This window comes from Curvibacter sp. Hmag1.1, from assembly GCF_059769165.1.
In genome coordinates this window covers 1,533,509-1,560,048 of record NZ_JBMBGX010000002.1, presented here as the reverse complement: position 1 = coordinate 1,560,048, position 26,540 = coordinate 1,533,509, and the positions used below count along the sequence as shown (strand labels likewise).

Here is a 26,540-nt window from a genome sequence, read left to right as displayed (position 1 = left end):
ATGAACACCATCCACGTTGATGTGGTCAGTGCAGAAGAGTCCATCTTCTCCGGTGAAGCCGTCTTCGTGGCGCTTCCCGGTGAGGCTGGCGAGCTAGGCATCAAGCCCCGCCACACGCCGCTGATCACGCGCATCAAGCCTGGCTCGGTGCGCATTCAGAAAGCCGATGGCAGCGAAGAGTTTGTGTTCGTGGCCGGCGGCCTGTTGGAAGTGCAGCCTAACTGCGTGACCGTGTTGTCTGACACGGCCGTGCGCGGCAAGGACTTGGATGAGGAAAAATCCAATGCTGCTAAAGCGGCCGCGGAAGAAGCCTTGAAGAACGCCAAGAGCGAAATCGACATTGCCCGTATCCAATCGGAAATCGCAGTGATGGCGGCAGAGATCTCGGCAGCCCGCAAGTTCCTGAAAAAGAAGTAAGCCCTCGGTTTACCTCCTTCACAAAGCCACCCTCGGGTGGCTTTGTTGTTCGTGGAACTTTACTATCGGATACTTGGCGTGTCCGAAAGCTCATTCGGGTTGTGCTGGTCGGATACCAGTGGAAAGTGCGTCTGTAGCGTCTGGCTCACCGCATCAATGGCCGTGCACAATCCGGGCTCCCAGCGGCCGGCCTGCAAGCTCTCTCCTAAAGAGCCAATTAACTTTGCCCAATGCGTGTCGTCGACCTTGTGCTGTATGCCGCGGTCTGCCACCAACTCTATGGCTCGCTCAGCCAGGCACAGGTAAATAAGGACCCCGTTGTTGTATTCGGTGTCCCACACTCGGAGGCGCGAGAACTCGTCCACGGCGCGCTGGCGTACAAGGGTCTTCATAGCCGCAGACTGCAACAGGTAGCTACTAGGAAGCGCTGACTCGATAGAGACCCTGATCTCTCCGCTATGGGTACGCTCACCCCGGCGAACGTGGGCTGCCAATCGATCACTCAAACCTGAGGGCAACTGTCGCACGGCGTCGTCGGCCCAACGATGGCGAAGCCAACGGATCCAAAGCTGCAACATCACCAGCCTCCTGAGGCGCCACCGCCTCCGAAATTACCCCCACCGCCGGAGCGGAACCCGCCGCCGTTGTCGCTACTTGTCCAGCCACCCGTGCGGCCACCGGAATAGCTGCCCGCATTTGCAGAGCCCGTTCCAACGCGACTGAGGCTGGAGATCAAGGTCATTAGCAGGCCGGCAAAGCTAGCTAGCAGCGCCAGCCACCAAGCCTTTGTCACAAAGAAAACCACGACTCCACAAGTTACACCAACTAACATGGAGCCTAATCGTGTCCCGAAGGCCCGGCGGGCCATGGAGCCTGCAATGGTGGACGCAAAAAACAAAAAAACGGCCAAATCCATCCATTGAAATCCGGGGCCATTGCGCTGATCGCTCTGCGGCGCAGGGAGCTGCTCGCCACGTATCAGGCCGGATAACTGGTCTACGCCGGCATCTACACCACCCACAAAATCCCCTTGCTTAAAGCGGGGTGCAATGGTCTGCGAAATCACCCGGCTGGCCAAAAGGTCTGGGATGGCCCCTTCCAGTGTTTTGGCTACTTCAATCCGGATTTTCCGGTCTTGTTTGGCGACCAACAGAAGGAGGCCATCGCCAACGTCTTTCCGCCCCAACTTCCAGGTGTCTCCGACACGTTGGGCAAACACCGCTATATCTTCCGGCGTTGTGGTCTCTACTATCAACACAACCAGTTGTGCACCAGTCTGCTTCTCCAGTGCGGCTAATTTGGATGCAAGAGCCTCACTCTGCACAGCAGTCAACGTGCCTGTTTCGTCAATCACACGCGAAGACAGTTGAGGAACGGGCCGAACGGACTGGGCCAGTGCGCCCATGACAAGCACACTCCACAGGAAGGCAGTGCCGACGGCACGCCCAAGGAGACGGGAGGCCAATAATGCAGGCAAGGTTTCTACTTCTTGTTGAAGTCGACCACCGGCGGCGCGCTGATGGCCGCCTCATTGGCCACAGTGAAGGCTGGCTTGGGCTGGTAGCTGAAGACCATGGCCGTCAGGTTGCTCGGGAAGCTGCGCGCCAGTACGTTGTATTCCTGCACGCTTTGGATGTAGCGATTACGGGCTACGGTGATGCGGTTTTCTGTGCCCTCCAGTTGTACGCGCAGATCGCTGAAACCTTGATTGGCCTTCAGGTTGGGGTACTGTTCACTCACCACCATCAGCCGGCTGAGCGCTCCGCCTAATTCACCTTGGGCTTTCTGGAACTTGGCGAAAGCATCCGGGTTGTTCAAGGTCTCGGGGCTGACTTGCATGGAGGTTGCCTTGGCACGTGCCTCGACCACCTTTGTCAAGGTGTCTTGCTCAAAGGCCGCTTCGCCCTTCACGGTGGCTACGATGTTGGGCACCAGGTCGGCACGGCGCTGGTACTGATTCAACACCTCACTCCATGCCGCCTGCGTCTGCTCGTCCAAGCGCTGGAAATCGTTGTACCCGCAACCACTCAACAGGAGAGCCAAGGCCACGGCAACACCGCCCGCCAGTCGATGCAACCAACGTGTGCAACCCGATTTCAAAGACGATTCCATACCCGATCCTCCAGGACAAACATAGCCTCACATCCTACAGCCAGCGCACAGCACAGCCGCCGCAGATGCGAGAGAATCCCACCATGCCAAGACAAAAAGCAAAACTGCATGCCGTAATGGGCGGTACACCCGACGAAGTCGAAGCCGCTTTCTACGAGGCCCTGCAACTGGGTGACCTCGAGAAACTCATGGCTTGCTGGGCGGATGAGGACGATATCGCCTGCATTCACCCCGGCGGCGGCCGCCTGATGGGTGCGGGCGCCATCCGCGCGGCATTTGAAGCCATGTTTGCGCATGGTGGCGCCGTGCAAGTGCGGCCGGAACAAATACGACGGGTGGACTCCATCGCGAGCGCTGTCCACCATGTGCTGGAAAAGGTCGACATTCTCACGCCTGAGGGGCCGAGCAGCGCCCATGTGATTGCCACGAACGTCTATCACAAGACCCCGCAAGGCTGGCGCCTCGTAGTGCACCACGCCAGCCCTGGAACACCTGAAGATGCAACGGGTCATCTGCACACCCCCCAGGTATTGCATTGAATAGGCACCTAGCGCTCATGAATAATGCGCGAACAGCTATGAATTATGTAGCGCCAGCCTGGCTCCCCGGGGGTAACCTCCAGACCATTTGGCCGGCACTGTATTCCAAGCGTGTATTTGGGCCTCACCCTCAATATCGCCGGGAGCGCTGGGATACCCCCGACGACGACTTTGTCGATGTCGACTGGCTACACTCCTCCGTAAGCAACGAAGCGCCATTGCTGGTGCTGTTCCACGGGCTCGAGGGCACCTCCCGCAGCCACTACGCCGAAGCCTTCGCTGACTTTGCACAATCGCGCGGAATGGCTTATGCAGTGCCGCATTTCAGAGGGTGCAGTGGAGAGCTGAACCGTGCGCCGCGCGCTTATCACTCTGGCGACTATGAGGAGATCGGATGGGTGCTCCAGCAGTTTCGCAGTCGACATCGCGGCCCCATCCTCGCTGTGGGTGTTTCCTTGGGTGGCAATGCCCTGTTGCGCTGGGCAGAAGAGGCGGGCGACACTGCCGCAGCAACCGCCATGGCAGTGGCTGCCGTATGTTCTCCGATCGACCTTGCGGCTGGTGGCTATGCCATCGGCAGGGGTTTCAACCGGCTGGTGTACACACGCATGTTCTTGAACACCATGGTGCCCAAAGCACTGCAGAAGCTGGCCCAGTTTCCGGGGCTGTTTGATGGAGACGCATTGAAGGCTGCGCGTGATCTCTATGAATTCGACAACATCTTCACTGCCCCACTACATGGCTTCAAAAGTACCGAGGACTATTGGGCCCGAGCATCTGCAAAGCCCCATTTGCACCAGATCCGGATACCAGCACTCGTGGTGAACGCGCGAAACGATCCGTTTGTTCCCGCTTGGAGTCTGCCTTCACAGACAGAGGTAGGGCAGCACGTGACACTCTGGCAACCGGCTCACGGTGGACATGTCGGTTTTCCGCACGGACGGGTACCGGGGCACGTGCGCACCATGCCGGAAGCCGTAGGGTCGTGGCTATCAGACTCCCTTTCAGGCGGAATGAACTAGCTATGGACGATATCGTGAAGCTGGCGATGGTCAAATGGCCGAATGTGCCGGATTGTTTTGGATGGCTGGGCTTGGACGGCCGCGGTGATTGGTACCTTCGAGACGACGCCGCACAGGCGGCCGGAGCTTTCACCAACGGGGCCCAAGGTGCCAAAGGCAGCCGCCTGCAACACGAGAAACTGATTGATTTCATCCAGCGCAACTACGCTGCAGACGTTGATGGTTGCTGGTACTTCCAGAATGGACCGCAGCGCGTATACGTCGAACTGCAACACACGCCATGGGTCTGGCGCGTCAGCTCAAGCGGCGAGGTCGCCTCCCACAGTGGCTTGCCTACTCAAGTCTCGGCCAGCTATCTGGACGAGGCGGGCCACCTCTATCTGGCAACTCCACTCGGCATGGGTCTTGTGCACACGGCTGACATGGAGCACGCTGCTGCCATGGTGGAGGCGGGCCATTGGTCCCCGGAAGATGTGAGTCAGGCGACCTTAGAAAGCCGTTTTGGCTTTCTTCGCAGTCCTTCAGCCCGGTTGAAAACAACGTAGAGCTGCTATAAAAAAAGTAGCTGCTCGCGCAAGTTCTACGGGCGCCGGGCACAAAAAAGCCGACATAAAGTCGGCTTTTTTGAAGTGTGTTGAAAGCTCACTTGGCTTCGGCAGCAGGCTTCTTGGGCTCATCGAACTTGGCACCGCCAGCGTTGGCCATGTAGACCACAGCACGGGCAACTTCGTAATCAGAAAAATCACCGCCGCCTTGTGCACCCATGGCACCCTTGCCTTTGATGGCAGAGGTATACAGCGCTTCAAAGCCGGTCTTCACGCGTGCGCCCCAAGCGGCTGTATCGCCGAATTTAGGTGCGCCTGCAGCACCAGTCGCGTGGCACGCAGCGCACTGGGCCTTGAACACTTCTTCACCGCTCTTCATTTCGCGGTTGGCATCGCGGATTTCCACCAAGCCGACTTTTTGAATGCGCTCAGCGGTCGCTTTTTCCATGTTGACCGCACCAGCCGCGGGTTTGTTGGCAGAAGTGACGTAGTACACGAGCCCGATGATCACGAAGATGGGGATCACAAAAGAGAAGAATGCCGCCAACAGCAATTGTTTGGGCGTTTTGATAGGGCCAGTGTGGTCTTCTTCGTGCCCGGTGGCTTGGCTGTTGTCGCTCATGTGTGTCCTCAAATTAATCGGGGGCTTTCAATCTGGTCGCGATTATAGCGGCCGCCCCTTTGAAAACACCTACAATCCCAGCTCTGTTGCGGCTGTAGCTCAGTGGATAGAGTATTGGCCTCCGAAGCCAAGGGTCGTGGGTTCGATCCCCGCCAGCCGCACCACATCGACATAGGGCGTCATTTGTACGCGCCCGCCCCACACTCCAACCTGCTACTACCTCCAGTGGTGGTGTCCCCAGTGCCCGTAGCCGAAATGCAGGTTTACAGGCGGAAAATAATAGGGGCGCGGGTAGTACGGCTGATAAATCACACGGGACTCAATAACCGGCGCGGGCACGTAGGTTTGCTGCACCACAGGCGCCTGTGGGGTGTATGCCGGGTTCGGGTTGTTCACACCCACCGGAGTGACTTGCAACTGCACAGTCGGGCCCGGGTCGTTGGGCATCTGCACCGAATACTGCCGGCCTGCGTACTCGTAAATCACGTTGTAGGCCACCGTCCGGTTTTCGTAGAAATTTTGTGTGTTGCAGTTGCGCACCGTCTGCATTTGGGGTGGAGGTGATCCCTCAATGCGGTCGCCAAGTACAGCACCGCCCAAGACACCGATCACCGTTGCAGCCGCATTGCCTGCGCCGCGACCCACTGCATTCCCGATGGCGCCGCCCGCAACCGCGCCCATGGCGGCACCGGCCCCTGATTTCTGGGGAATGACTTCAACCTGCTGGTCGGTACACACTTGCCGCGGAGTGGCTACTTGCTGAATGATAGGTTGGGTGGAGATCACCCGTCCGACCTCCTGTGCTCCGCTGGCTCCTGCAGCGCAGAGCAAGGACAAGGTGAAAAGTGTTTTGAATGTCATGGCATGGTGCTCAAAGTGGCGCCCATTCTGGGTCGGGGTCGTCAATCAACGACGAAGTAGATTTGCTGCCGGGTAAAGTACCTGCGCCGCAAATTAAATCCAGGGCTTAGTTCCATTAACTCCAGGCGGCACCTCGGGGTTTACCGTGGCAATGTAAAGATGCCGGTGGAGTCCACCGTCACTCTGAAAGGCTATCCGCCCACACCAGTGCTTCCATGTGCGCCATGTTGATATGCCGCAGGGAGTAGGGCAGTCGACTGAATGCCACTGAGAACGCGGCCTCATCGTCCGATTCGCAAGCACACACCAGGGCCAGCAATGCACCGAACTTCCCGTCGCCGGTCAATAGGGCGTGCGAGACCGCATCGTCCAGCGCCAGTTGCTGCACCAGATCTTCCATGGGCTGACCCAGCAGGGTATCGATTTGTGACAAAAGCCCCACCAAAAACGCAGCCCCAGCCTCTTCCGCATCCATGCTGTGCTGGGCCAGCAGTTCCATCATCCGTCCTCGAACGACAGCAGCTGTGCCTTGAATGTTGGTATGCGCATGGGAATTGGTGAGGAGCATGGCTGCCCAGCGCACCAGACGGCCATATCCCAACAGCATGATGGCCTGGCGGATAGAAGTGACCTTTTGTCGCATGCCTGAGGAGGCTGAGTTGATGATCCGCAGCAGGCTGACCCCCAAGGCAGCGTCCTTTTTGAGCACGGTTTCCACTTCATCCAGGGGCGCCTCGGCTTGCACCAGTTTGAACAATTGGATGGCACTGGCTTGGCTCGGGGACAAAACCTTGGACTGCACCGTCTCGGGAATGGAAAACCAATAGCCCTGAAATTCTTCAACACCCAACGCACGCATGGCTTCAAACTGGGCGCTGTCTTCCACTTTTTCCGCGATCAAACTGGCGGGTGTGCGTTGCCTGGCCGCGGCAACCAGCGGTTTGTATTGCTGAACATCGGTGCTCGAGGCATTGAGCTTGACGAAATCCGCCAATGCCTGCCAGGGCTTGTAAACAGGCGCGACTACACTGTGCTTGAAGGCCAGCCTGAAGCCCCTCGACTTCAATGCCACAAGTGCCGGCACCTGCGATGCGATGAAGTCTGCAGCGTGTTGGGGGGCGGGCGCTATCTCGATCACGGTTTTGGCCGGGGTCAGAAAGTCCCATTGCGGCCCCGCCAAGCCCTTGTGGACTGAATGAATAAAGATGTCGTGGTTGCTGGTGGCAAAAGGCGCTGCACTTTGGGCAACCGCATGCAGCGCCAGGGCGACATCGCTGGCCTGTGAATGCCCGGATGCCACAGCCGACCGGTTGAACAGCTCATAAGCCAATACGGAACGCTCCGCATTCACGATGGGCTGTCTAGCGATGGAAATGCGGTCCAGGACTTCGCCGGGTACCGGGCTGTGGTCAGGCATGATCTGCGTTCTCCCCCTGCATGGGGCTCAGACTAACCCAGACAACGAAAGCAGACAAGCGGCGGGGAGATTCCGCCGCGCTGCAGCCCGGTTACAAGGGCAAGCCGACGTAGTTTTCGGCCAATGCGGTCGACGCGGCTTTGGATTGGACCAGATAGGCCAGCTCCGCATCCTGAAGCTTTTGGCCGATCGCGCCGCCGTCCGGGAAGCGGTGCATCAGGCTGGTAAACCACCAAGAAAATCGCTCGCCTTTCCAGATCCGTTGCAGGCAGCGCTGCGAGTAATGGTCGATACCGGCGTTGGAGCGCTCGGCGTAATACTCGATGAATGCGCTGGATAGGTACTTCACATCAGTGGCCGCCAGATTCAGCCCCTTAGCCCCGGTGGGGGGAACAATGTGCGCCGCATCGCCGGCCAGGAACATGCGGCCGAAACGCATGGGTTCGGCGACAAAGCTCCGTAGGGGCGCAATGCTCTTTTCCAGAGAGGGGCCCGTGACCAAAGTCTCACGTGCTTCTGGGTCCAGACGTTGTCGCAGCTCGTGCCAGAAGGCTTCGTCCGACCAGTTCTCCGCCTTTTCGGTCAGGGGCACTTGCACGTAATAGCGACTGCGCGTCGCGCTGCGTTGAGAGCACAGGGCAAAGCCCCGGGTGCTGTTGGCGTAAATCAGCTCATGGTGTACCGGAGGCGTATCTGACAACACCCCCAGCCAACCGAAGGGATACACCTTTTCATATTCCGTCACCGCGCCTTCCGGCACGCTGGCGCGGCATACGCCGTGAAAGCCGTCGCATCCGGCGATGAAGTCGCAGTCCAGCGTGTGCCAGGCACCGTCTTGCTGGTAGCGTACCTGGGGGTGCTGGGTATCAAAGTCATGCACCGAAACATCACCAGCCTGGTACACCGTGGGCAGACCCGCTGCCTGCCGGGCGGCCATCAAATCCCGGGTGACTTCTGTCTGACCGTAGACCATGACTTGCTGCCCGCCTGTGAGCGAATGGAGGTCAATGCGGTGGCGCTCGCCGCCGAAGAGCAAATCAAAGCCGGTATGGGGCAGTCCTTCCTGATGCATGCGCGTGCCAACGCCAGCTTCGTCCAGCAAGTCGGTGGTGACTTGTTCCAATACCCCGGCGCGTATGCGCGAGAGCACGTAATCAGCGCTTTGACGCTCCAGAATCACGTTGGCTATGCCTGCTTTGTGCAGCAACTGACCGAGCAAAAGTCCGGATGGCCCCGCTCCAATGATGGCGACTTGAGTCCGCATGTGGTGTCCTTCAAAGAGATGGAAGTAAGCGTAGAACCCGCCGGCTCGGAAGTCACCACACAGACTTCAACTTTGTGCGATTATTGGAATTGATGTGCGAATGTCGCGCAAAAACAGAGAGCTTTCCCCATGCCAAGAACCCCCAAGACAGACCCTGCCCTATCCATCGCCAAAGCAGATCTGATCGCCGGTATGGCCAAGGGCATGGCTGTGCTGGAAAGCTTTGACACCGAGCGCCAACGACTGAATGCCACTTTGGCCGCCCAGCGTGCCGGGATTACCCGCGCAGCTGCACGCCGTCATTTGCTGACGCTGGCCTCGCTGGGGTACCTGGAGAGCGATGGCAGTTATTTCTGGTTGTCCAGCAAGGTGTTACGGTTTTCCGGCACTTATCTGTCATCCGCCCGGTTTCCCCGGGCGGTGCAACCCACGTTGAACCGTTTGGCAGCCCAGACCCAGGAATCGTTTTCCGCCGTGGTGCTGGATGGCAGCGAGGTGGTCATCGTCGCCCGCAGTGGCAATGATTGGCGCAGCTCCGCCACCGGCAAAACCCAGGTGTTGGCCTATGGCCTGCACCTGGGCGCGCGACTGCCGGCCCATGCCACTTCCACCGGGCGCGTCTTGTTGGCGGGACTCAGCTCCGCTGAATTGACCGGGTGGCTGCAGGCCTACCCCTTGCGCAGGCTCACTGCACACACCGTGACCGATGTGCCGACCTTGCTCTCACACATCGAATCGGCTCGTCAAAAAGACTACAGCCTCGCTGTGCAAGAGCACGAGTTGGGGGTGCAGGCCTTGGCAGTGCCCTTGCGCAATGCCGGTGGTCATGTCGTAGGTGCATTGAATGTTGTGGCAGCGCCGCACCGGTGGAGCACGGATGAGTTCATCGCTGCCTTGCTCCCCGTCTTGCAAGACGCTGCTCAAGAACTTCGCGCTTTGGTGTGATCCAAGCACCCAGCACCGGAAATTAGTCGGGATGAGTGCTTAAACCTGGAGATGGCGGGTAATCGTCTGCTTGTTTGAAAGTTGACAAAATACGACGAATCGTTATATTTCAAATACATTGAATTTAACGAATGAAAATCATGCCGCAATCTCGTAAACCAGTGGATCCATTTGTTTCCAGTTTTTGGCTGAATCCAAACGTTTCCTCCCGAATTCCCTCAGGTTTCAAAACTTGCTTGGAAAAACCCATCGAAATCCGCGATCCTGAGCCGGAATATGCGCTGACGGTGCCTGCTGAATTGTCCGCGTTGAACACTCCCGGCGACAAGAGCGAGTGGCATTGAGAACACTTCTCGCTCTGCGAGAGGGTCCTGAAATTCATAAATTACTTGTTTTTGAATTTGTAAACCAAAGGGGCATGCTCTAAATCAGTGTACGGAAAGCCCGAGGACTTGCATAAAATGCAATGGAAGCCCCAAAACTGAGAGATTTAAATTTCAGTGCGGGTTAGTGAACTCCAACAGCAGCCGTACCATGACCAACAGCAGCGATGTCCTGACCACTCAACAAGCCGCCCGCATTCTGGGCTTGTCCACCACCTCGGTGCAGAAGATGGTGATCAGCGGTGAGCTCGAAGCCTGGGTCACACCCGGTGGCCATCGCCGCATTTTCCGTAGCGCCATCGACAAGTTGGTGCAGTCCCGCGGCACCGCAGCGCCCAGCGAATCCGGCGCTCGTCCCATGCGAGTATTGTTGGCAGAAGACGATCCGGTTCAAGTCGCTTACTTTCAGGCATTGCTGGCCCGCGGTGGTCATGAAGTGGCCTTGACCGTAGCCAGCGACGCCTCCCAGGCGCTCATCCAACTGGAACGCCAGCGCCCCGATCTGGTGGTGACCGATTTGATGATGACGCCGTTCGACGGCTACCACCTCATCAATGCCATGGCGCAGGAGCAGGCCTATCAGTCCATCGAGGTCATTGTGCTTACCGCCTTGACCCGCAAGGAAGTGGACGAGGACGGCCGTTTGCCCAATTGGGTCACTTTGTATCAAAAGCCCTTGCAAGCAGAGCGTCTTCTGGGCTATCTGGATGCGTTGGCCACCCGTTTGAATCGCAACGGTCAATTCATCCACGCGCCTGCACAACCCAAACGCGGCCCTGCCGCTTGAACGGCTGCGGGGGCTCATGCCGCCGTGGCTGCCACTGAGTAACCCTCTATGCCGTTTTCCTCACTGGGCCTGACGCCGGCCCTCGCTGCTGCCATGGTGCAGCAACAGTTTTCCACACCCACACCGGTACAAACGGGAGCCATCCCGCCCGCCGTGGCAGGTCGTGATGTTTTGGTATGTGCCCAAACCGGGTCCGGCAAGACGGCGGCCTTCGCGCTGGCCGTGCTGCAGCGTTGGACGCCACCTGCCGCCTCCGGGGCACGTCGTCCTCAAGCACTCGTTTTGGTCCCCACTCGGGAATTGGCCGTACAAGTAGGTGGCGTGCTCAGCACTCTGGCCCGTGCGGCGGGGCTGCCTGCCAAGATCTCGGTGGTGTTCGGTGGCGTGTCCATCAACCCTCAATTGATGGCCTTGCGCGGTGGAACAGACATTGTGGTGGCCACGACGGGTCGCTTGCTTGATCTGGTGGATCACAACGCGCTGCAACTCCAGCACATCCGGTGCCTGGTGTTGGATGAAGCCGATCGCATGCTCGATCTTGGATTTGCGGAAGAGCTGGACCGCATCGATGCCTTGTTGCCCAAACAACACCAGAGCTTGCTGTTCTCGGCAACGTACAGCGCGGGGGTGCGGCAGCTTGCCGAATCCCGTTTGCGCGAGCCTTTAGAAATCACCATCAAGCAAGAAGAACAGGCCGCGCCCGACATCACCCAGCGTGCGATCACGGTGGACGCTTCACGGCGCACGCAACTGCTTCGGCACTTGGTGGTGCAAGAGGCCTGGCCCCGGGTGCTGGTCTTTGTGGCTACGAAGTACGCGGCGGAAATGGTGGCAGACAAGCTGCGCCGTGCGGGGCTGCAGGCAGAGCCATTCCATGCCCAATTGAGCCAGGGCAAGCGCACCCAAGTGCTGGCGGATTTCAAAGCCAGCGTGGTTCAGGTAGTGGTCGCAACCGATGTGGCCGCCCGGGGTGTGGATATCGCTGGCCTGCCGGTGGTGGTCAATTTTGATTTGCCGCGTTCCGCCACGGACTATGTACACCGCATCGGGCGAACCGCCCGTGCCGGGCAGGCTGGCATGGCAGTTAGCTTTGTGAGCGCTGATACAGCAGCGCACTTCGCGTTGATTGAGAAACGCAATGGCGTACAAGTGCCCCGTGAGGCTATCCGGGGCTTCGAGCCAGAACAAGTCTTGCCCGTGGTGAGCGCCGATCAGGAGGCTGGTGGCGTGAAAGGGCGTCGACCCAGCAAAAAAGACAAACTGCGTGCGGCCGGTCTGCTGCCACCCCTCGCTTGATTGTGGGTTGCTATCGAAATGGTAGCTGCTCCCGCATATTGAGCGGGCGCTAGAGGCATTTTTGATGCAAAAAACTGATTCGCCGTTCGTAATCTTGTTTGTCTGCATGGGCAACATCTGCCGCAGCCCGACTGCCCATGGCGTCATGCGCCATAAGGTGGCAGCGCGGGGCTGGAGTGAGCGTGTTCATGTGGACTCTGCCGGAACCCACAATTACCACCCCGGTGAAGCGCCAGACGCCCGTAGCCAGACACACGCCCGCCGCAGAGGCTATGACTTTGCCGACCTGCGAGCCCGGCAAATGGTGGAGCAAGACTTTGCGCGCGCTGACCTGATTCTGGTGATGGACTGGGACAACCTTGCCTTGGTGCAGGCACTTTGCCCGCCGTACGCAGGCCACAAGGTGCGCCGCCTGACCGAGTTTTGTCAACGCCATGATGCTCCGGTGGTGCCGGACCCTTACTACGGCGGTGACGCGGGATTCGAAACCGTGCTGGACCTCGTGGAGGACGCCTGTGATGGCGTGTTGCTCCATGTGGAGCGACAGGGTCAGCGCGTCTTGTAGGCGGGTTGGCGCGATGCGCAGGGGGGGGGTGAGCCACAATGGCTCATGACCGAACACGCCCCCCAAATCGATATTCCCCCTTCCTTTTTGGCGTTGTATGTGCCCAGTGGGCGCAACAAGCCCACTGCGCCTTGGGCACAGGTCCTTGTGGACTATGAGCTTTGCGAAGACATGGCCAACATGCTGGCCCCCACCGCGGCAGACCTGCAGTTCAAGCTGGGTGTGACAGAGCAAGACGTGATTGAGCGCTGTTACAGCGGATTACGTACAGAGCCTTGTGTCCTCAATGAAGCTCAATCACGCTGGGTCGTGCAACGAATGGCTGAAATTTTGTCGTGGCCGTGGCAGAATCTTGAAAACGTTGTCAAAACGTAACTCACAGGTAACTTTATTGCCAACCCGGACACGTCTCCTTAGGGTTTGCCGCCGGTGTGACGTCTTTGTACAAAATCGGTTTTGATTTTGAAAAAAAAGCGCCGGAAAATGCCTGATTCAAGGGTTTTCCCGAGGTGAATTGGGAGGTAATTTAATTACGATTCATGAAATCTTGTCGTAGCCACCAACCGGCTGCGCACCCCGTCAGGAGCATTTCTATGAGTCAGTCTGATGTCCGCTTGCGCGGAATCATCAAAAACTACGGCAAAGCCGATGTCATTCACGGCATCGACCTCGACATCGAGCCTGGCGAGTTCGCCGTGTTTGTGGGTCCGTCCGGATGCGGCAAGACCACGCTGCTGCGCATGATCGCGGGTTTGGAAGAAATTTCCGGCGGTGACCTCAACATCGGTGGCGCACGTGTCAATGATTTGGGGCCTTCTGAGCGTGGCGTGGCCATGGTGTTTCAGAGCTATGCGCTTTACCCCCATAAAACCGTGTTCGACAACATGGCCTTCGCGCTGAAGATCGCCAAAACGCCAAAAGCCGAAATCGAACGCCGCGTGCGCGAAGCGTCCGACATCCTTCAGTTGACCGAATACCTGGATCGCCTGCCCAAGGCGCTGTCCGGCGGTCAGCGCCAGCGAGTAGCCATTGGCCGTGCCATCGTGCGCGACCCCAAGGTGTTCCTGTTTGATGAGCCCTTGTCCAACCTGGACGCTGCGCTGCGCACCAAGATGCGCGTCGAGCTGGCAACCCTGCACCGTCGCCTGGGGGCCACCATGATTTACGTAACGCACGATCAGGTCGAGGCCATGACTCTGGCAGACAAGATCGTGGTGCTCAACAAGGGCCGTGTGGAACAGGTCGGCAAGCCGCTGGACCTCTACAACAAACCTGCCAGTCTGTTTGTTGCCGGCTTCATCGGATCACCGCAAATGAACTTTCTGGGTGGCGAACTTGCAGCGCGTCACAACGTGGCAACCATTGGTCTGCGTCCTGAGCACTTGAAGGTCACCGAGGGCGGTCCGATTCAGGGCACCCTGAAACATTCCGAGCAGCTCGGCAATGAAACCTTTGCCTATGTGAGCGCCGGTGCGTTTGGCGACATTACCGCCCGCATGGATGGCACGCTGGGCCTGCAGCCCGGTTCTGCCATTTCCCTGGGGTTTGCACCGGAACACCTTTACAAGTTCAACGCAGACGGCAAGCGCGTCGACTGAGGCCACCAGTTTTTTTTAACGTATCGCGGATGGGCCGCGATGCACCAAGAGGAGAAGACGATGATGAAGAAGACCATGATTGCCGGAGCATCCGCTCTGGTGTTGGGTGCAGTTGCCGCTCCGGCGATGGCTGCAGATTACAAAGGGCCGGACCTGAAGGGTGAAGTCATCACCATCACCTGCCCTTGGACCGGTGCCGAAGAAGGCATGTTCAAGAAAGTGATCGCGAACTTTGAAAAAGCCACTGGCGCTACCGTGAAGCACTCCTGCTCACAGAGCTCCGAGCAGCAGATCGTGATCGATATCAAGGCAGGTTCTCCCTCCAATATCTCGGTGTTCCCCCAGCCAGGTCTGGCCGCCAACATGGCAGCTATCGACGGCTTGAAGCCACTGGGCCCCAAGGCTCAGGAATGGGTCAAAAAGAACTACGCCGCAGGCAGCTCCTGGGCTGATCTGGGTACCTACGCCAACAAGGCCGGCAAAAAAGAGTTCTACGGCATGTTCTACAACGTGAACGTGAAGAGCTTGGTGTGGTACATCCCTGAGAACTTCAAGGAAAAAGGCTACAAAGTGCCCAAGTCTATGGAAGAACTGCAAGCGTTGACCAAGAAGATCGCAGCCGATGGCGGTAAGCCATGGTGTATCGGTCTGGGCTCTGACGCTGCAACCGGCTGGCCTGCCACCGACTGGGTGGAAGACATGATGTTGCGTACCCAGACTCCCGAGGTGTACGACCAGTGGGTCAGCAACAAGATGAAGTTCAACGACAAGCGCGTGATCGAAGCCATCGAAGCGTACGGCTGGTTCGCCAAGAACGACGCCTATGTGGACGGCGGCGCCAAGGCAGTAGCTACGGTGAGCTTCAAGGACAGCCCCAAGGGTCTGTTCGGCTCTCCACCCAAGTGCTACATGCACCGTCAAGCTTCCTTCATTCCTGCATTCTTCCCCGAAGGCAAGTCTGATGAAGCGGACTTCTTCTACTTCCCTTCTTACAGCAGCAAGAAGCTCGGCAACCCCGTTCTGGGCGGTGGCACCATCATGACCATCACCAAGGAAAGCAAGGGCGCACGTGCATTCATGGAATACCTGCAGCATCCCCAGTCCCATGAAATCTGGATGGCTGAAGGCGGCTTCCTGACACCGCACAAGGGTGTGGATCTGGCCAAGTACAAGACAGCCTCGCTGAAGAAGCAAGGCGAGATCCTGCAAAACGCCACGACTTTCCGCTTTGACGGTTCCGACCTGATGCCCGGCGCAGTCGGCGCAGGCAGCTTCTGGAAGGGCATGGTCAACTATTCCGGCGGCGCATCTGCCAAAGAAGTGGCTGACGAAATCCAGAAGAGCTGGGACGCTATCAAGTAAGTATCTCCTCTGACGTCGCTTCACAGCACGTCTTCAGGCCGGCGGCTTCGGCTGCCGGCCCTTTTGAAATCTCTTTCGCGACACGCAAAAGCATTGATCCCATGACTGATCAAGTTATTCAGACCATATCCGCTGTATTGGTCAGCATTGCGTTCTGCCTGCTGTACTTCGCCGGGTCCAACTTTGTGTTGGACAAAATTGTTCATCTGCCTATCGGTAGCAAGAACAGCCGTGACATCTTGCGCACCAACGTGCGCCCCTGGTTATTCATTGCCCCGGCCTTGTTGCTGTTGGGCACGTACCTCGTGTACCCCCTGTTTGAAACTTTTCGTTTGAGTTTCTATGACGCCACCGGCGAGCAGTTTGTCGGACCTGCCAACTTCCGTTGGGTCTTTGTCGATCAAAACTTCTTGCTGACCATCCGCAACAACTTCATGTGGCTGCTGGTGGTGCCCGCTGCCGCTACTGCGCTCGGCCTCGTGGTTGCTGTGCTGGCGGATCGTGTATGGTGGGGCGGCTTTGCCAAATCCATGGTGTTCATGCCCATGGCCATCAGCTTTGTGGGCGCCAGCGTGATCTGGAAGTTTGTGTACGACTTCCGCGGGCCCGAGTCCGATCAGATCGGTATCTTGAACGCCATCGCCATGGGCATGGGTTTCCAGCCCCAGGCATGGGTAACCATTCCCTTCTGGAATAACTTTTTCCTGATGGCCATCCTGATCTGGATCCAGACAGGTTTTGCCATGGTGATTCTTTCCGCGGCACTGCGCGGGGTGCCCAATGAAACCATTGAGGCCGCCCGTATTGATGGCGCCAGCGAACTCCAAATCTTCTTTGAGATCATGGTGCCGCAAGTTATGTCCACCATTCTGGTGGTGTGGACCACCATCACCATTACGGTGCTCAAGGTGTTCGACATTGTGATGGCCATGACCGGTGGCCAATGGGATACCAGCGTTCTGGGTAATCTGATGTATGACTGGATGTTCCGTGGTGGCGGCGACTACGGCCGCAGCTCCACACTGGCGATGGTTTTGATGTTTGCAGTGGTACCGGTGATGGCATTCAATATCCGCCGCTTCCGCACCGAGGAGGCACAGCGATGAAAAAGTATTTCTCTCTCCCTTCATTGATGGCGCAGGGCCTGCTGCTGGTCATTGTGCTGATGTGGGTCTTGCCGACCTTCGGCCTGCTGGTATCGAGCTTCCGTGAAAAGACACAGCTGGTGTCCAGCGGCTGGTGGACAGCACTCTCCACACAGACACGTGCCGACATGCGTCGTACCGCAGGAGCACAGAGTCTGGTGAAAGAGGGCGACCGCTATGTCATCAGCGGTCGCCTGTTTCCTGAGGGTGGCGGCGTCAAGATCAAAAAGTTCTCGCTGAAGTCCTCGAACCCCAACGAATTTGCGGTGGGTACGTCTGTGGAAGTGGCCGATGGACAGGTCTTTGATGAAGAAGACGGCAAGTCCGACGGCAGCTTGACCGTACAAGCCGATGGCAGCTACCGCCTGGAGCTCAGCCAGCCCTACGACAAAGACCGCGGTGTCCGCGTGTTTTACGTCGCTGAATCACCCCCGGTGTTCATGACGCAGAACTACGAAAAAGTGATTGCTGGCGAGGGCGTGGGGCAAGCGTTCCTGAATACCTTCAAGGTGACGATTCCCGCCACTTTCATCCCTATCCTGATTGCCGCGTTTGCTGCTTACGCATTCAGCTGGATGGAGTTTCCCGGTCGTAAGTTCCTGTTCATTGTGGTGGTGGGCCTGCTGGTGGTGCCTCTGCAGATGTCGCTGATTCCGCTGCTGCGTTTGTACAACCAGCTGGGCGAGGTTTTCGGCACCGAATCAAAGTCTTACTTGGGGGTGTGGATGGCGCACTCGGCTTTCGGCCTGCCGCTGGCGATCTACTTGCTGCGCAACTACATTGCCTCGTTGCCCCGCGACATTATTGAGAGTGCGCGCATGGATGGTGCCTCGCACTTTCAGATATTTACCGGTATCGTGCTGCCCTTGTCCATTCCGGCACTCGCTAGTTTTGCGATCTTCCAGTTCCTCTGGGTCTGGAATGACTTCCTTATTGCGCTGGTGTTCCTGGGCAAGGCGCCGGACCAGGTGGTGCTGACCATCAAACTCAATGATTTGCTGGGTTCACGTGGCGAGAGCTGGGAGATTCTGACGGCCAGCGCATTCGTGTCGATTGCGGTTCCGGTCGCTGTTTTCTTCTCCTTGCAGCGCTTCTTTGTGCGCGGCTTGTTGTCCGGCTCGGTCAAGTAATTCCGGAGACATCACACACTGGCGAATTTGCGCAAGCAGGTTCGCCGTTTTCATTTAAGGGAAATCTCAACTATGGCTAAGGCATCCAACAACAACTGGTGGCGCGGTGGCGTGATCTATCAGATTTACCCACGCAGCTATGCAGACAGCAACGGCGATGGCATCGGTGATCTGGAAGGCATCACGGCCAAGCTGGACTACGTGGCTGACTTGGGGGCGGACGGCATCTGGCTGTCCCCATTCTTCAAGAGCCCGATGAAGGACTTCGGCTATGACGTCAGTGACTACTGTGACGTCGATCCCATGTTCGGCACGATTGCAGACTTCAAGAAGCTGGTGGATCGCGCACATGCGCTGGGCCTCAAGGTCATGATCGACCAGGTGCTGTCCCACAGTTCCGACCAGCACCCCTGGTTTGTGGAAAGCCGCTCCAGCCTGGACAATCCCAAGGCCGATTGGTACATCTGGGCGGATGCCAAGAGTGACGGCACACCTCCCAATAACTGGCTGTCCATTTTCGGTGGCAGTGCATGGCAGTGGGATACCCGCCGGTGCCAGTACTACATGCACAACTTCCTGACCAGCCAGCCGGACCTGAACTTCCACAACCCTGAAGTGCAGGACGCTTTGTTGGCGACTGTGAAGTTCTGGTTGGAATTGGGCGTAGATGGCTATCGGCTGGATACCGCCAATTTCTACTTCCACGACGCCCAACTGCGCGACAACCCTGCACGCGGCCGTCCCGACGGCGAAGACCCTGCAGTCAATGCCGTGAACCCTTACGGCTGGCAATGGCACCAGCACGACAAAAGCCAGCCGGAGAACCTGGCTTTCCTGCGTCGTCTGCGTGCCTTACTGGACGAGTACCCCAACACCACGATGGTGGGTGAAATCGGGGACGACGATGGCTTGGCCCGTGTTGCTGAATACACCAGCGGTGGCGACAAGCTCCACATGGCCTACTGCTTTGACTTGCTCGGCACCGCTCACACGGCTGCTCACTTCCGCAGCTTTGTGAAGCGCTTTGAAGAGGTGGCGCCTGGTGGCTGGCCCTGCTGGGCACTTTCCAACCACGACGTGGTGCGCGTAGCGTCCCGTTGGGGTACCACGGCACCTACAGCATCCCCTGCGCTGTTGCGGTTGGGGGCAGCCTTGCAAATGTCCCTTCGCGGTTCGCCTTGCATTTACCAGGGCGACGAACTCGGCTTGCCGGAGGCAGACATTGCTTTCGAGGATTTGCAAGACCCGTACGGCATCACCATGTGGCCGGAGTTCAAAGGCCGTGACGGTTGCCGCACCCCCATGCCTTGGAAAGCAGGCGCATCTGACCTCGGCTTTTCGTCGACGTCTTCCAGCACCAAGCCTTGGTTGCCGGTGGCTGCAACGCACCAAGGCTTGACCGCTGATGCGCAGTTGCAGGATGCCGGTTCGTTGCTGCACTTTTACCGCCAGCTCTTGCGCTGGCGCAAGACGCGCCCCAGCCTGGTTTCCGGAACCCTGGAAGTCTTGGAGGCGCATCCGCAGGTGTTGGCCTATGTGCGTCGATTTGAGGGCGAGACAACTCTGTGTGTCTTCAACTTCAGCCCTGAGGCCGTCCAGTGGACTGTGCCGGCAGAATTTGCATCATTGAGCCTTGTGGACGGTAGTGGCCTCGCACAGGTTCATCTGCAGACCGCAGTGCTGGCACTGCCCGCATGGGGTGGTGCGTTTTTGGGTGCTGCCTGAGCAACACGCTGAACGCTAACAGGGGTACAGTGCTCCCATGAGTACTCCACCCCGGTTGCGGCTGAATACGATCGCCGGGCCTTTGCTCGGCGAATTTCTTTTAGGCATGACCGTGGCCATGGGCGGGCTGTGGCTGGCATCGCATGAGTCTGATGTGGCGGCCGGCGCCTTCGGCTTGGTCAACCAGATTCTTGAAACCCTCAATGTCGCTTTTCGCGTCCTGGCCATCGGGCTTGGGGTGATGGTCACCCAGTACCTCGGCGGGGAGCAGCAAGCCGCAGCCCGGCGCGCTGCACTGTTGGCACTGGGCGCGAGCACCTGGGTCGGCAGCATGATCGTTGTGTTGGTGGTCGCCGGCAATGACCAAGCGCTGGAGTGGCTAAATGCCCCGCAAGCGGTGGCCGCTTTGGCAGCTCCGTATTTACAGTGGTTTGCGCCTGCCTTGCTGCTGGATGCCTACAACCTGAGCATGGCCGCGGTGTTGCGCGCGCACCTGTTCGCGAAGGATTCCTTGCGCATCATGGTGGCCATGCATGCCACCCACTTGGGACTGGCATTTCTGATCATGCGGGGCTGGGGTGAGTGGGACGGTATGGGCCTGGAGGGTTATGCCATCGCCATGTTGATCAGCCGCGCATTGGGCTTGGTATTGCACTTGTGGTTTTGGCGGGTGCGCATGCAATTGATCCCCGGCTTTCGTGATTGGTGGACTTTCTCCTGGAAGGACTTGGCCCCTGTGCTGCGTGTTGGCCTACCCGGTGCGGGGGTCGAAATGACCTATCGTGCCGCCTTTATGGTGTCGGTGGCTGCTACCGCGCGTTTGGGTGTAACGGCACTGGCCACCCACTCCTATACCTTGCAGCTGCTGAAATACGTGTTGCTCACGAGCATGGCGATCGGCTGGGCATGCGAAATCATGGTCGGGCGCTTGATAGGGGCCGGCGATTTGCGTGAGGCCAATGGACTGGTACGCAAAGCCGTGCGCAATGGCTTGCTGGCATCCGGCTCGCTAGCTTTGCTGGCTGCGCTAGGCGCTCCCTGGTTGATGCGAGCTTTTACCAAGGACGCTGCGGTCATTGAAGCTGCACAGACCTTGCTTTGGATCTCGCTAGTGTTGGAGACCGGCCGCGTATTCAACCTGATTTTGAATGGTGCCCTGCGCGCCACTGGCGATGCCATCTTTCCCGCGGCGTCCAGTGTGGCGTCGCTGGTGTTGGTGCTTGGTGTGGGCTCGTTCTGGTTGGGGCGCCTGTTCGGACTGCCCGGCATCTGGCTGGCTTATGCGATTGACGAGTGGATCCGCGGGCTATTGCTGTTGGCCCGTTGGGTGTGGCGCGGCTGGCTGCCCAATGCCCGGGACAGCCGCCGACGCCTGCGAGCCGACGCCCCTTAACCGAAGGCGAGGGGCAAGACCCCGGTCGCATCGGTTTGCAAGGTGAATACGCTGCCGGAGAGCGGGTATTCGGCCAGGACCGCATCGCTCAAGCCTACACGTGCCGAGGTCACCAACATGGTCTTCAAGTCATCGCCGCCGAAGCTGATGCTGGTGATCTGTGTGGCGGGCATTGCGATGGTTTGCAGGCATTCACCTAACGGTGTGAAACGGCGTATGCAAGCGCCGCCCCAGAATGCAATCCAGACGTTACCGGCGGCATCCAGCGTCATGCCGTCCGGAGTGCCTTCCGCATCGGTGAACATGCGCCATATGGTTTTTTCGGTGACCTTGCCTTGTGCATCCATGCGATAGCGGTGCACCGTGTTCAGAAAGCTGTCGGTGTGCAGCATCCACGAGGCATCGGCTGCAATGGCGGGGCCGTTGGCAATGTAGATGTCTTGTTCCACAACCTCGCAACTGCCATCTGCATTGAGTCGCGCCAGCTGCCCTTTGCGGCGGCCGGGGTCGTCGTTGTCCATGGAGCCGGCCCAGATGCGGCCATGGGCATCCGCCTTGGCGTCGTTCAGCCGCACCGAGGGTTGACCTGCATGGGGTTGGGCTACCGGCTCCCAGCGTACCGAGGGCTCCAGCCAAAGCCGGACGATACCGCTCTGAAAGCCGGCCATGAAGCCATCGCCGTCTTTGCGGGGAATTAGCCAGCCCACGCGCTCAGGCATCTTCCAGCTCTGGCGAAGATCGGTGGAAGGCGTCCAGGCGTGGACCGCACATCCGTGAATGTCCACAAAGAAAAACCGCTTGCTGGGTGCGTACCACAGGGGACCTTCGCCCAGCAGCAAGTCTGCCGGCCAGACAGGGGTAGGGGGTGTATGCATCAGGTCCATCCCGCGTCCACCACAAAGTCTTGTGCGGTCACCATGCCGCTGTCAGCCGCCGACAAAAACAGCGCCATATTGGCGACATCCGCGCCAAGGATGCGCCCCGGCAGGCAATGGTTCTCTTTCATGGCACGTTCACCGGCTTCATCCACCCACATGGCCAGCTGCTTGTCCGTCATGATCCAGCCCGGCGTAAGCGTGTTCACGCGAATGTTGAACTCACCCAGTTCGCGCGCCAGGCTGCGGGTCAGCCCCACCGTGGCAGATTTGCAGGTGGCGTACACGGGGTAGCCTTTGCCCTTGATCTTCCAGCTGGTAGAGCCCAAGTTCACGATGGCGCCGCCGCCTGAGCGCTTCATGCCATCGACCACGGCCTGTGCAGCAAAAAAGTGGGGCCGCAAGTTGACAGAGACACGCCAGTCGAAATCGTCGGCCGTAACCTCGGAGAGCTCATGGCGCTGGTCGTTTGCCACGTTGTTCACCAGCACCGTGATATCGCCAAGGCGCGCTGCCGCCGTGGCAATGGCCGCTTTCAAAGCATCCACGTCAGCCGCATCACTCTGCAAAAACAGGGGTTCGGGCCCGAGCGCTTTGGCTGCATCAATGACTTGTTGGGCAGCCTCAGCATTGCGACCGGTAAAGGCGACCTGGGCGCCCTGCCGGGCAAAGGCAATCACGATGTCGCCGCCGATGCCGGAACTGCCGCCGGTCACGAAGACACTGCGTCCTTTCAGGCTGGGGTACTGCGCGAAGTGGGAGAGTGATTCCGGCTTCATAGGCTTCCAAAGGGTTAAAAATGCGCCATTGTAGGACTATTCATCATACAAATAAACCGCAAATGACAGCCTCATGTATCTGGCTGGATGGTGGCGCGGATCAGGCTGCGGGTATCGGACAGCATGCCTGCCATGCGGTGCAGTGCGTTTTGCGGTTCCTGCAGGCGGATGGCATCGAATACCTTCTGGTGGTCCGGCAAGGCTTGTTTGAAGTTGTCCGAGGTGCGTGCCGTCACGCCCAGCAAAGACTCCAGCGCACTGCCGATGATGGCTGCCAAAGGCATCAGCAACGGGTTGTTGGTGGCTTTGAGAACCGCGGTGTGGAACTCCAGATCGGCCTGAACCCACTGGGCGATGGTGCTAGCCGTTTCCATGGTGCGAAGCGCTTGCGCAATGGACTCCAACTGCTCCGTGCTGCGGCTGGTGGCTGCGAGCGCTGCCGCTGAGGGTTCAATGATTTCGCGCAGTTCTGTGAGGTGGCGCAAAAAATCGGCATCCACGCCGGTGGCGCAGCGCCAGGCCAGAATGTCCGGGTCCAGCAAATTCCATTGGTCTTTGGTGCGCACGCGCGTGCCGATGCGTGGCCGGGCTTCCAGCAGCCCCTTGGCTGCGAGCACCTTCACCGCCTCGCGCAATGCGGTGCGGCTGACCGCGAGCTCCTGGCACAACAATTCTTCGTTAGGCAGCACTTTGTCCGCAGGGTAATGCCCGCCGACGACACGACGCCCCAGTTCCTGAACGACTTGGCCATGGAGCTTTCGGCCGGTGTATGTGGTGTGGGGCGCTGCAAATGTCCTGTTCATGGTGGCGAGAGTATGCGCTGGAAACCCGATGAATCATCATATGTTTAAATCGGGGCACTCAACACAGGCTAAATTCCTTATGTCTTTGAAACATTCTGCGTCCATTGTCGGTGTGGATTGGGGGACCACCCACCGCCGCGCCTATGCCATCACCCCATCCGGCGAATGCCTGAGCGACATGAGCGACAGCGATGGCGCCATGGCGTGCAAAGGCCGCTTTCCGCAGGCATTGGTTGCTGCGATGGATCAACTCAACACCACGCCTTCGCTGGTGGTTGCGTCGGGCATGGTGGGCAGTGCACTGGGCTGGCACGAAGTGCCGTATGTGGATGCCTCGGTACCGCTGCATGCGCTGGCGGAACATGCTTTTCGCGTGCCGGATGCACCTGCCGCCGCGCCCGTGTTGCTCTTGCCGGGCTATTGCATCCGTAACTCGGCGGGCGTGCCGGACGTGATGCGCGGGGAGGAAACGCAGCTTCTGGGCGCGTGGGCCATGGGGCACCAATCGGGCTGGTTTGTGTTGCCCGGCACGCATAGCAAATGGGTCCTGCTGCAAGACGGCGTGGTACGCAAACTGCGCACTTACATGACGGGCGAGCTCTACGACTTGCTGCGCAAGCACGGCACGCTGGCCGCTGCAGCGGGCGGACAGGCAGAGTGGGACGACGCAGCGTTTGCAGCGGGCGTGGATGCGGCAGGTGCCCATGCGTTGAGCCATGTGTTGTTCAGTGCAAGAGCGCGGGTGGTCAGCAAAGACATGCCGGCGCAGTCCACTGCGTCGTATCTGAGCGGCGTCCTGATCGGTACCGAGCTGAAAGATGTCCTCGGCGTGGACACGGGCGAAGTCCCTACCTTCCAGCTGATCGGCTCCCCCCAGCTTGCAGACCTGTACCAAAAAGCGGCTGCACGCCTGGGCTGCCGCTTTGACATTCTGGATGCCCGCCAGGCATTCCTCGCAGCGGTGCAACACATTCATTCCCATTGGAGCGCTTGATGACTTCCGTTTTTCCCTTGTTGGCGCAAGCCCGCCAATTGCCCTTGATTGCCATCCTGCGTGGGCTCAAGCCCGAAGAGGCTCTGGATATTGGACAGGCCTTGTATGAGGCTGGGTTCCGTACTCTCGAAGTACCGCTGAATCGACCCGGTGCTATCGAATGCATAGCCGCTCTCGCAGGTGGATTGGGCGCTGACGCTCTGATTGGCGGTGGAACCATGTTGACAGTGGCCCATGTGGAAGCCGTGCATGCAGCGGGTGGCCGCTTGATGGTTTCGCCTAATTGCGAACCGGCTGTAATCCGCCGCGCAGTGGAGTTGGGCATGCTGGCAGCTCCTGGTGTGGCGACACCAACCGAAGCCTTTGCCGCATTGGCGGCCGGCGCGCATGCATTGAAGCTGTTCCCCGCAGAGTCGCTGGGGCACGGGGGCTTGAAGGCGCTCAAGTCTGTAGTACCGACCGGGACTGACCTCTGGCCGGTGGGCGGCATCACTCCCGAGAGCATAGGGCCTTGGGTCAAAGCTGGCGCTACAGGCTTCGGCATCGGCAGCCAGTTGTATGCACCGGGCGTCACTGCGGCACAAGTCCAAGATCGTGCCAGCGCCTATGTGCAGGCCTGGCAAGCCACCAAGGCCTAGTCTTCGCTGGTGGAGCCTCGCTTGAGCAGCAGGGCCCGTTCGTACAGCGCGTTGCGCGGCTCGCCGGTGATGTCTGCCGCCAGCTTCACGGCTGATTTAAGCGGCAATTGCTCCAGCAGCAAGCTCAGCACGCGGTCATCCGCCGTGCTGGCGGCCGCAGCCGCAGGGTGTATCACCAGCGCGAACTCGCCGCGCAAGCGGTTGGCATCTGCGGCCAACCATGCGCTGAACTCGCTCGCATCGACAGTGGCCACCTCTTCAAACTGCTTGGTCAGCTCACGGCCTACCGTGACTTTGCGTGCGCCCAGGGGTGCAAGCGCCTTGGCCAGTGCTTCCAGCCGGTGCGGAGCCTCGAGCAGCACCACTGCGTCGGGCAGGGCGGCAATCGCCACCACCTCGTTTGCGCGTTCGGTGGGCTTGGAAGACAGAAAGCCCCGGAAGACAAAACCGCCATGGCCTTCGCCCGCAGCGACCAGACCGGCTACTGAAATAGCCGTCACCACGCTGCTTGCTCCCGGCAGGGGAACAACGCGCAAACCTTGCGCCCGCACTTGTGCCACCAGCCGTGCGCCGGGGTCACTCACGCCGGGTGTGCCGGCGTCGCTCACATAGGCCACACGTTGGCCTTCCCGCAGGCGGGCGATCACTGTCTGCGCGGCTTCGGTTTCGTTGTGCTGGTGCACAGCCAGCAGGCCTGAGCCCGCTTTGTCGATGCCATAGGCGCGCAGCATTTGCTGTGTGTGGCGTGTGTCTTCGCAGGAGATGCAATCAACGAGTCCCAGCACGTGCAGGGCACGCAGGGTGATGTCTGCCAGATTACCGATGGGCGTGGCGACCACATAGAGGCAGCCTTGCGGATAATGCTGCTCACCGGCCGCATCCTTGGCGGCTTGGATGGCTGAAGAAAAAGACGCACTCATATGGGCTTACTTCCATCACGACCGGCCCGGGCCACCACCAAACAGGTCGGTGATGCGGCAGAAGAGCAGGCCTTGGGTTTTTTGCAAGCCAAAGGGCTGCAATTCGTTGCGCGCAATTATCGGACGCCCGGCCGGGGTGGCGGAGAAATCGACCTCATCCTTCGCGACAAGGACGGAACCCTGGTTTTTGTGGAGGTGCGCAAGCGCAATCGCACTGACCACGGCGGAGCTGCTGCCAGCATCGGGCATGTGAAGCAGCGGCGCATCATCTTCGCCGCCAGGCACTACTTGTTGGCCTTGCGCACCATGCCACCTTGCCGGTTTGACGTGGTGGTGATTGACGGTGATGCGGTGGAATGGCTGCGCGCGGCCTTTGACGCATCCTGATACAACCCTTAAGCGC

The 26,540-nt window shown here is 59.0% G+C and carries 30 protein-coding genes and 1 tRNA gene; 20 read left to right on the top strand and 11 right to left on the bottom strand.

What is annotated here, in order from left to right; genetic code table 11:
- Positions 1–417: a F0F1 ATP synthase subunit epsilon gene (locus ACOAP0_RS07920; RefSeq protein ID WP_087495432.1), complete on the top strand. Its 417-nt coding sequence runs from the start codon at positions 1–3 to the stop codon at positions 415–417.
- 62 nt (positions 418–479) lie between these two features.
- Here ACOAP0_RS07920 and ACOAP0_RS07915 read toward each other — a convergent pair whose 3' ends face one another.
- The 3 genes from ACOAP0_RS07915 to ACOAP0_RS07905 are packed head-to-tail and all read right to left on the bottom strand — an operon-like array spanning position 480 to position 2,529.
- On the bottom strand, positions 480–995 hold the full coding sequence (locus ACOAP0_RS07915; RefSeq protein WP_498374896.1) for a TPM domain-containing protein: 516 nt from the start codon (positions 993–995) through the stop codon (positions 480–482).
- Positions 995–1,894 carry a TPM domain-containing protein gene (locus ACOAP0_RS07910; protein WP_498374897.1) on the bottom strand — a complete coding sequence of 300 codons (900 nt, stop codon included), beginning with the start codon at positions 1,892–1,894 and terminating at the stop codon, positions 995–997. Before ACOAP0_RS07910 ends, ACOAP0_RS07915 begins: the two co-directional genes overlap by 1 nt.
- Before the next feature lie 5 nt (positions 1,895–1,899).
- Entirely contained in the window at positions 1,900–2,529 is a 630-nt protein-coding gene (locus ACOAP0_RS07905) for a LemA family protein (RefSeq protein WP_498374898.1), read from the bottom strand.
- 83 nt (positions 2,530–2,612) lie between these two features.
- On the opposite strand from ACOAP0_RS07905, the gene ACOAP0_RS07900 reads away from it, so the two are divergent.
- From ACOAP0_RS07900 to ACOAP0_RS07890, 3 genes are read left to right on the top strand one after another with little or no spacing between them, the layout of a single operon-like run.
- Positions 2,613–3,068 carry a YybH family protein gene (locus ACOAP0_RS07900; RefSeq protein WP_498374899.1) on the top strand — a complete coding sequence of 152 codons (456 nt, stop codon included), beginning with the start codon at positions 2,613–2,615 and terminating at the stop codon, positions 3,066–3,068.
- A gap of 38 nt (positions 3,069–3,106) precedes the next feature.
- Complete coding sequence (locus tag ACOAP0_RS07895) at positions 3,107–4,090, top strand: YheT family hydrolase (protein ID WP_498374900.1); 984 nt, start codon at positions 3,107–3,109, stop codon at positions 4,088–4,090.
- A 2-nt stretch (positions 4,091–4,092) separates the two neighbouring features.
- Positions 4,093–4,635, top strand: coding sequence for a DUF2946 family protein (locus ACOAP0_RS07890; RefSeq protein ID WP_498374901.1), 543 nt, complete (start codon positions 4,093–4,095; stop codon positions 4,633–4,635).
- A 97-nt stretch (positions 4,636–4,732) separates the two neighbouring features.
- On the opposite strand, the gene ACOAP0_RS07885 is transcribed toward ACOAP0_RS07890, so the two are convergent.
- Entirely contained in the window at positions 4,733–5,257 is a 525-nt protein-coding gene (locus ACOAP0_RS07885; RefSeq protein WP_498374902.1) for a c-type cytochrome, read from the bottom strand.
- An 88-nt stretch (positions 5,258–5,345) separates the two neighbouring features.
- On the opposite strand from ACOAP0_RS07885, the gene ACOAP0_RS07880 reads away from it, so the two are divergent.
- Positions 5,346–5,421, top strand: a tRNA-Arg gene (locus ACOAP0_RS07880).
- A 52-nt stretch (positions 5,422–5,473) separates the two neighbouring features.
- Here the strand turns inward: ACOAP0_RS07880 and ACOAP0_RS07875 are convergent.
- The 3 genes from ACOAP0_RS07875 to pobA all read right to left on the bottom strand — a co-directional run bounded on the left by ACOAP0_RS07875 (position 5,474) and on the right by pobA (position 8,799).
- Positions 5,474–6,118: a glycine zipper 2TM domain-containing protein gene (locus tag ACOAP0_RS07875; RefSeq protein WP_498374903.1), complete on the bottom strand. Its 645-nt coding sequence runs from the start codon at positions 6,116–6,118 to the stop codon at positions 5,474–5,476.
- A 178-nt stretch (positions 6,119–6,296) separates the two neighbouring features.
- Complete coding sequence (locus ACOAP0_RS07870; protein WP_498374904.1) at positions 6,297–7,535, bottom strand: EAL and HDOD domain-containing protein; 1,239 nt, start codon at positions 7,533–7,535, stop codon at positions 6,297–6,299.
- A 91-nt stretch (positions 7,536–7,626) separates the two neighbouring features.
- On the bottom strand, positions 7,627–8,799 hold the full coding sequence (pobA, locus tag ACOAP0_RS07865) for a 4-hydroxybenzoate 3-monooxygenase (protein ID WP_498374905.1): 1,173 nt from the start codon (positions 8,797–8,799) through the stop codon (positions 7,627–7,629).
- A gap of 129 nt (positions 8,800–8,928) precedes the next feature.
- Between pobA and ACOAP0_RS07860 the strand changes: the two genes are divergently transcribed.
- From ACOAP0_RS07860 to ACOAP0_RS07805, 12 genes are all read left to right on the top strand, one after another.
- Entirely contained in the window at positions 8,929–9,744 is an 816-nt protein-coding gene (locus ACOAP0_RS07860; RefSeq protein ID WP_498374907.1) for an IclR family transcriptional regulator domain-containing protein, read from the top strand.
- A gap of 131 nt (positions 9,745–9,875) precedes the next feature.
- Positions 9,876–10,088, top strand: coding sequence for a hypothetical protein (locus tag ACOAP0_RS07855; protein ID WP_087495422.1), 213 nt, complete (start codon positions 9,876–9,878; stop codon positions 10,086–10,088).
- A 190-nt stretch (positions 10,089–10,278) separates the two neighbouring features.
- Complete coding sequence (locus ACOAP0_RS07850) at positions 10,279–10,914, top strand: response regulator (protein ID WP_313867899.1); 636 nt, start codon at positions 10,279–10,281, stop codon at positions 10,912–10,914.
- A gap of 48 nt (positions 10,915–10,962) precedes the next feature.
- On the top strand, positions 10,963–12,210 hold the full coding sequence (locus ACOAP0_RS07845; protein WP_498374908.1) for a DEAD/DEAH box helicase: 1,248 nt from the start codon (positions 10,963–10,965) through the stop codon (positions 12,208–12,210).
- Positions 12,211–12,274: 64 nt separating this feature from the next.
- Complete coding sequence (locus ACOAP0_RS07840) at positions 12,275–12,775, top strand: low molecular weight protein-tyrosine-phosphatase (RefSeq protein WP_087495419.1); 501 nt, start codon at positions 12,275–12,277, stop codon at positions 12,773–12,775.
- A 45-nt stretch (positions 12,776–12,820) separates the two neighbouring features.
- A complete protein-coding gene (locus ACOAP0_RS07835) occupies positions 12,821–13,150 on the top strand; it encodes an ATPase with chaperone activity (RefSeq protein WP_498374909.1) in 330 nt (109 codons plus the stop codon).
- Between the two features lie 218 nt (positions 13,151–13,368).
- A complete protein-coding gene (locus ACOAP0_RS07830; protein WP_087495417.1) occupies positions 13,369–14,373 on the top strand; it encodes an ABC transporter ATP-binding protein in 1,005 nt (334 codons plus the stop codon).
- Between the two features lie 60 nt (positions 14,374–14,433).
- On the top strand, positions 14,434–15,735 hold the full coding sequence (locus ACOAP0_RS07825; protein WP_198301809.1) for an ABC transporter substrate-binding protein: 1,302 nt from the start codon (positions 14,434–14,436) through the stop codon (positions 15,733–15,735).
- Between the two features lie 101 nt (positions 15,736–15,836).
- Positions 15,837–16,841 carry a carbohydrate ABC transporter permease gene (locus ACOAP0_RS07820; RefSeq protein WP_498391365.1) on the top strand — a complete coding sequence of 335 codons (1,005 nt, stop codon included), beginning with the start codon at positions 15,837–15,839 and terminating at the stop codon, positions 16,839–16,841.
- Entirely contained in the window at positions 16,838–18,010 is a 1,173-nt protein-coding gene (locus ACOAP0_RS07815; RefSeq protein WP_498374910.1) for a carbohydrate ABC transporter permease, read from the top strand. The genes ACOAP0_RS07820 and ACOAP0_RS07815 overlap by 4 nt, the downstream gene beginning before the upstream one ends.
- A 72-nt stretch (positions 18,011–18,082) precedes the next feature.
- Positions 18,083–19,735 carry an alpha-glucosidase family protein gene (locus ACOAP0_RS07810; protein ID WP_498374911.1) on the top strand — a complete coding sequence of 551 codons (1,653 nt, stop codon included), beginning with the start codon at positions 18,083–18,085 and terminating at the stop codon, positions 19,733–19,735.
- Between the two features lie 37 nt (positions 19,736–19,772).
- Positions 19,773–21,128 (top strand): MATE family efflux transporter, encoded by a 1,356-nt coding sequence (locus ACOAP0_RS07805; protein ID WP_498374912.1) that lies wholly within the window; start codon positions 19,773–19,775, stop codon positions 21,126–21,128.
- On the opposite strand, the gene ACOAP0_RS07800 is transcribed toward ACOAP0_RS07805, so the two are convergent.
- The 3 genes from ACOAP0_RS07800 to ACOAP0_RS07790 form a co-directional block, all read right to left on the bottom strand.
- Positions 21,125–22,003, bottom strand: a complete 879-nt coding sequence (locus ACOAP0_RS07800) for an SMP-30/gluconolactonase/LRE family protein (RefSeq protein WP_498374913.1) — start codon at positions 22,001–22,003, stop codon at positions 21,125–21,127. The genes ACOAP0_RS07805 and ACOAP0_RS07800 overlap by 4 nt on opposite strands.
- Positions 22,003–22,782 (bottom strand): SDR family NAD(P)-dependent oxidoreductase, encoded by a 780-nt coding sequence (locus tag ACOAP0_RS07795; protein ID WP_498374914.1) that lies wholly within the window; start codon positions 22,780–22,782, stop codon positions 22,003–22,005. The genes ACOAP0_RS07800 and ACOAP0_RS07795 overlap by 1 nt, the downstream gene beginning before the upstream one ends.
- A gap of 71 nt (positions 22,783–22,853) precedes the next feature.
- Positions 22,854–23,585 (bottom strand): FadR/GntR family transcriptional regulator, encoded by a 732-nt coding sequence (locus tag ACOAP0_RS07790; RefSeq protein ID WP_498374915.1) that lies wholly within the window; start codon positions 23,583–23,585, stop codon positions 22,854–22,856.
- Between the two features lie 79 nt (positions 23,586–23,664).
- Between ACOAP0_RS07790 and ACOAP0_RS07785 the strand changes: the two genes are divergently transcribed.
- Both ACOAP0_RS07785 and ACOAP0_RS07780 read left to right on the top strand, forming a co-directional pair.
- On the top strand, positions 23,665–24,579 hold the full coding sequence (locus ACOAP0_RS07785) for a 2-dehydro-3-deoxygalactonokinase (RefSeq protein WP_498374916.1): 915 nt from the start codon (positions 23,665–23,667) through the stop codon (positions 24,577–24,579).
- Positions 24,579–25,217: a 2-dehydro-3-deoxy-6-phosphogalactonate aldolase gene (locus tag ACOAP0_RS07780; RefSeq protein ID WP_498374917.1), complete on the top strand. Its 639-nt coding sequence runs from the start codon at positions 24,579–24,581 to the stop codon at positions 25,215–25,217. The genes ACOAP0_RS07785 and ACOAP0_RS07780 overlap by 1 nt, the downstream gene beginning before the upstream one ends.
- On the opposite strand, the gene rsmI is transcribed toward ACOAP0_RS07780, so the two are convergent.
- Positions 25,214–26,137, bottom strand: a complete 924-nt coding sequence (gene rsmI / locus ACOAP0_RS07775) for a 16S rRNA (cytidine(1402)-2'-O)-methyltransferase (RefSeq protein ID WP_498374918.1) — start codon at positions 26,135–26,137, stop codon at positions 25,214–25,216. The genes ACOAP0_RS07780 and rsmI overlap by 4 nt on opposite strands.
- Between rsmI and ACOAP0_RS07770 the strand changes: the two genes are divergently transcribed.
- Positions 26,138–26,524, top strand: a complete 387-nt coding sequence (locus ACOAP0_RS07770) for a YraN family protein (protein WP_498374919.1) — start codon at positions 26,138–26,140, stop codon at positions 26,522–26,524. It begins immediately after the preceding gene.
- The last annotated feature ends 16 nt before the right edge of the window (positions 26,525–26,540 follow it).

Excerpts from the sequence above, each read along its gene's own strand:
- pobA (WP_498374905.1), bottom strand. The coding sequence starts at position 8,799 with ATGCGGACTCAAGTCGCCATCATTGGAGCGGGGCCATCCGGACTTTTG.
- ACOAP0_RS07770 (WP_498374919.1), top strand. The coding sequence starts at position 26,138 with ATGGGCTTACTTCCATCACGACCGGCCCGGGCCACCACCAAACAGGTC.
- ACOAP0_RS07870 (WP_498374904.1), bottom strand. The coding sequence starts at position 7,535 with ATGCCTGACCACAGCCCGGTACCCGGCGAAGTCCTGGACCGCATTTCC.
- ACOAP0_RS07875 (WP_498374903.1), bottom strand. The coding sequence starts at position 6,118 with ATGACATTCAAAACACTTTTCACCTTGTCCTTGCTCTGCGCTGCAGGA.
- ACOAP0_RS07835 (WP_498374909.1), top strand. The coding sequence starts at position 12,821 with ATGACCGAACACGCCCCCCAAATCGATATTCCCCCTTCCTTTTTGGCG.
- ACOAP0_RS07805 (WP_498374912.1), top strand. The coding sequence starts at position 19,773 with ATGAGTACTCCACCCCGGTTGCGGCTGAATACGATCGCCGGGCCTTTG.
- ACOAP0_RS07855 (WP_087495422.1), top strand. The coding sequence starts at position 9,876 with ATGAAAATCATGCCGCAATCTCGTAAACCAGTGGATCCATTTGTTTCC.
- ACOAP0_RS07920 (WP_087495432.1), top strand. The coding sequence starts at position 1 with ATGAACACCATCCACGTTGATGTGGTCAGTGCAGAAGAGTCCATCTTC.
- ACOAP0_RS07905 (WP_498374898.1), bottom strand. The coding sequence starts at position 2,529 with ATGGAATCGTCTTTGAAATCGGGTTGCACACGTTGGTTGCATCGACTG.
- ACOAP0_RS07800 (WP_498374913.1), bottom strand. The coding sequence starts at position 22,003 with ATGCATACACCCCCTACCCCTGTCTGGCCGGCAGACTTGCTGCTGGGC.
- ACOAP0_RS07900 (WP_498374899.1), top strand. The coding sequence starts at position 2,613 with ATGCCAAGACAAAAAGCAAAACTGCATGCCGTAATGGGCGGTACACCC.
- ACOAP0_RS07840 (WP_087495419.1), top strand. The coding sequence starts at position 12,275 with ATGCAAAAAACTGATTCGCCGTTCGTAATCTTGTTTGTCTGCATGGGC.
- ACOAP0_RS07825 (WP_198301809.1), top strand. The coding sequence starts at position 14,434 with ATGATGAAGAAGACCATGATTGCCGGAGCATCCGCTCTGGTGTTGGGT.
- ACOAP0_RS07795 (WP_498374914.1), bottom strand. The coding sequence starts at position 22,782 with ATGAAGCCGGAATCACTCTCCCACTTCGCGCAGTACCCCAGCCTGAAA.
- ACOAP0_RS07790 (WP_498374915.1), bottom strand. The coding sequence starts at position 23,585 with ATGAACAGGACATTTGCAGCGCCCCACACCACATACACCGGCCGAAAG.
- ACOAP0_RS07890 (WP_498374901.1), top strand. The coding sequence starts at position 4,093 with ATGGACGATATCGTGAAGCTGGCGATGGTCAAATGGCCGAATGTGCCG.
- ACOAP0_RS07820 (WP_498391365.1), top strand. The coding sequence starts at position 15,837 with ATGACTGATCAAGTTATTCAGACCATATCCGCTGTATTGGTCAGCATT.
- ACOAP0_RS07810 (WP_498374911.1), top strand. The coding sequence starts at position 18,083 with ATGGCTAAGGCATCCAACAACAACTGGTGGCGCGGTGGCGTGATCTAT.
- ACOAP0_RS07860 (WP_498374907.1), top strand. The coding sequence starts at position 8,929 with ATGCCAAGAACCCCCAAGACAGACCCTGCCCTATCCATCGCCAAAGCA.
- ACOAP0_RS07830 (WP_087495417.1), top strand. The coding sequence starts at position 13,369 with ATGAGTCAGTCTGATGTCCGCTTGCGCGGAATCATCAAAAACTACGGC.
- ACOAP0_RS07885 (WP_498374902.1), bottom strand. The coding sequence starts at position 5,257 with ATGAGCGACAACAGCCAAGCCACCGGGCACGAAGAAGACCACACTGGC.
- ACOAP0_RS07815 (WP_498374910.1), top strand. The coding sequence starts at position 16,838 with ATGAAAAAGTATTTCTCTCTCCCTTCATTGATGGCGCAGGGCCTGCTG.
- ACOAP0_RS07785 (WP_498374916.1), top strand. The coding sequence starts at position 23,665 with ATGTCTTTGAAACATTCTGCGTCCATTGTCGGTGTGGATTGGGGGACC.
- ACOAP0_RS07850 (WP_313867899.1), top strand. The coding sequence starts at position 10,279 with ATGACCAACAGCAGCGATGTCCTGACCACTCAACAAGCCGCCCGCATT.
- rsmI (WP_498374918.1), bottom strand. The coding sequence starts at position 26,137 with ATGAGTGCGTCTTTTTCTTCAGCCATCCAAGCCGCCAAGGATGCGGCC.
- ACOAP0_RS07845 (WP_498374908.1), top strand. The coding sequence starts at position 10,963 with ATGCCGTTTTCCTCACTGGGCCTGACGCCGGCCCTCGCTGCTGCCATG.
- ACOAP0_RS07915 (WP_498374896.1), bottom strand. The coding sequence starts at position 995 with ATGTTGCAGCTTTGGATCCGTTGGCTTCGCCATCGTTGGGCCGACGAC.
- ACOAP0_RS07780 (WP_498374917.1), top strand. The coding sequence starts at position 24,579 with ATGACTTCCGTTTTTCCCTTGTTGGCGCAAGCCCGCCAATTGCCCTTG.
- ACOAP0_RS07895 (WP_498374900.1), top strand. The coding sequence starts at position 3,107 with ATGAATTATGTAGCGCCAGCCTGGCTCCCCGGGGGTAACCTCCAGACC.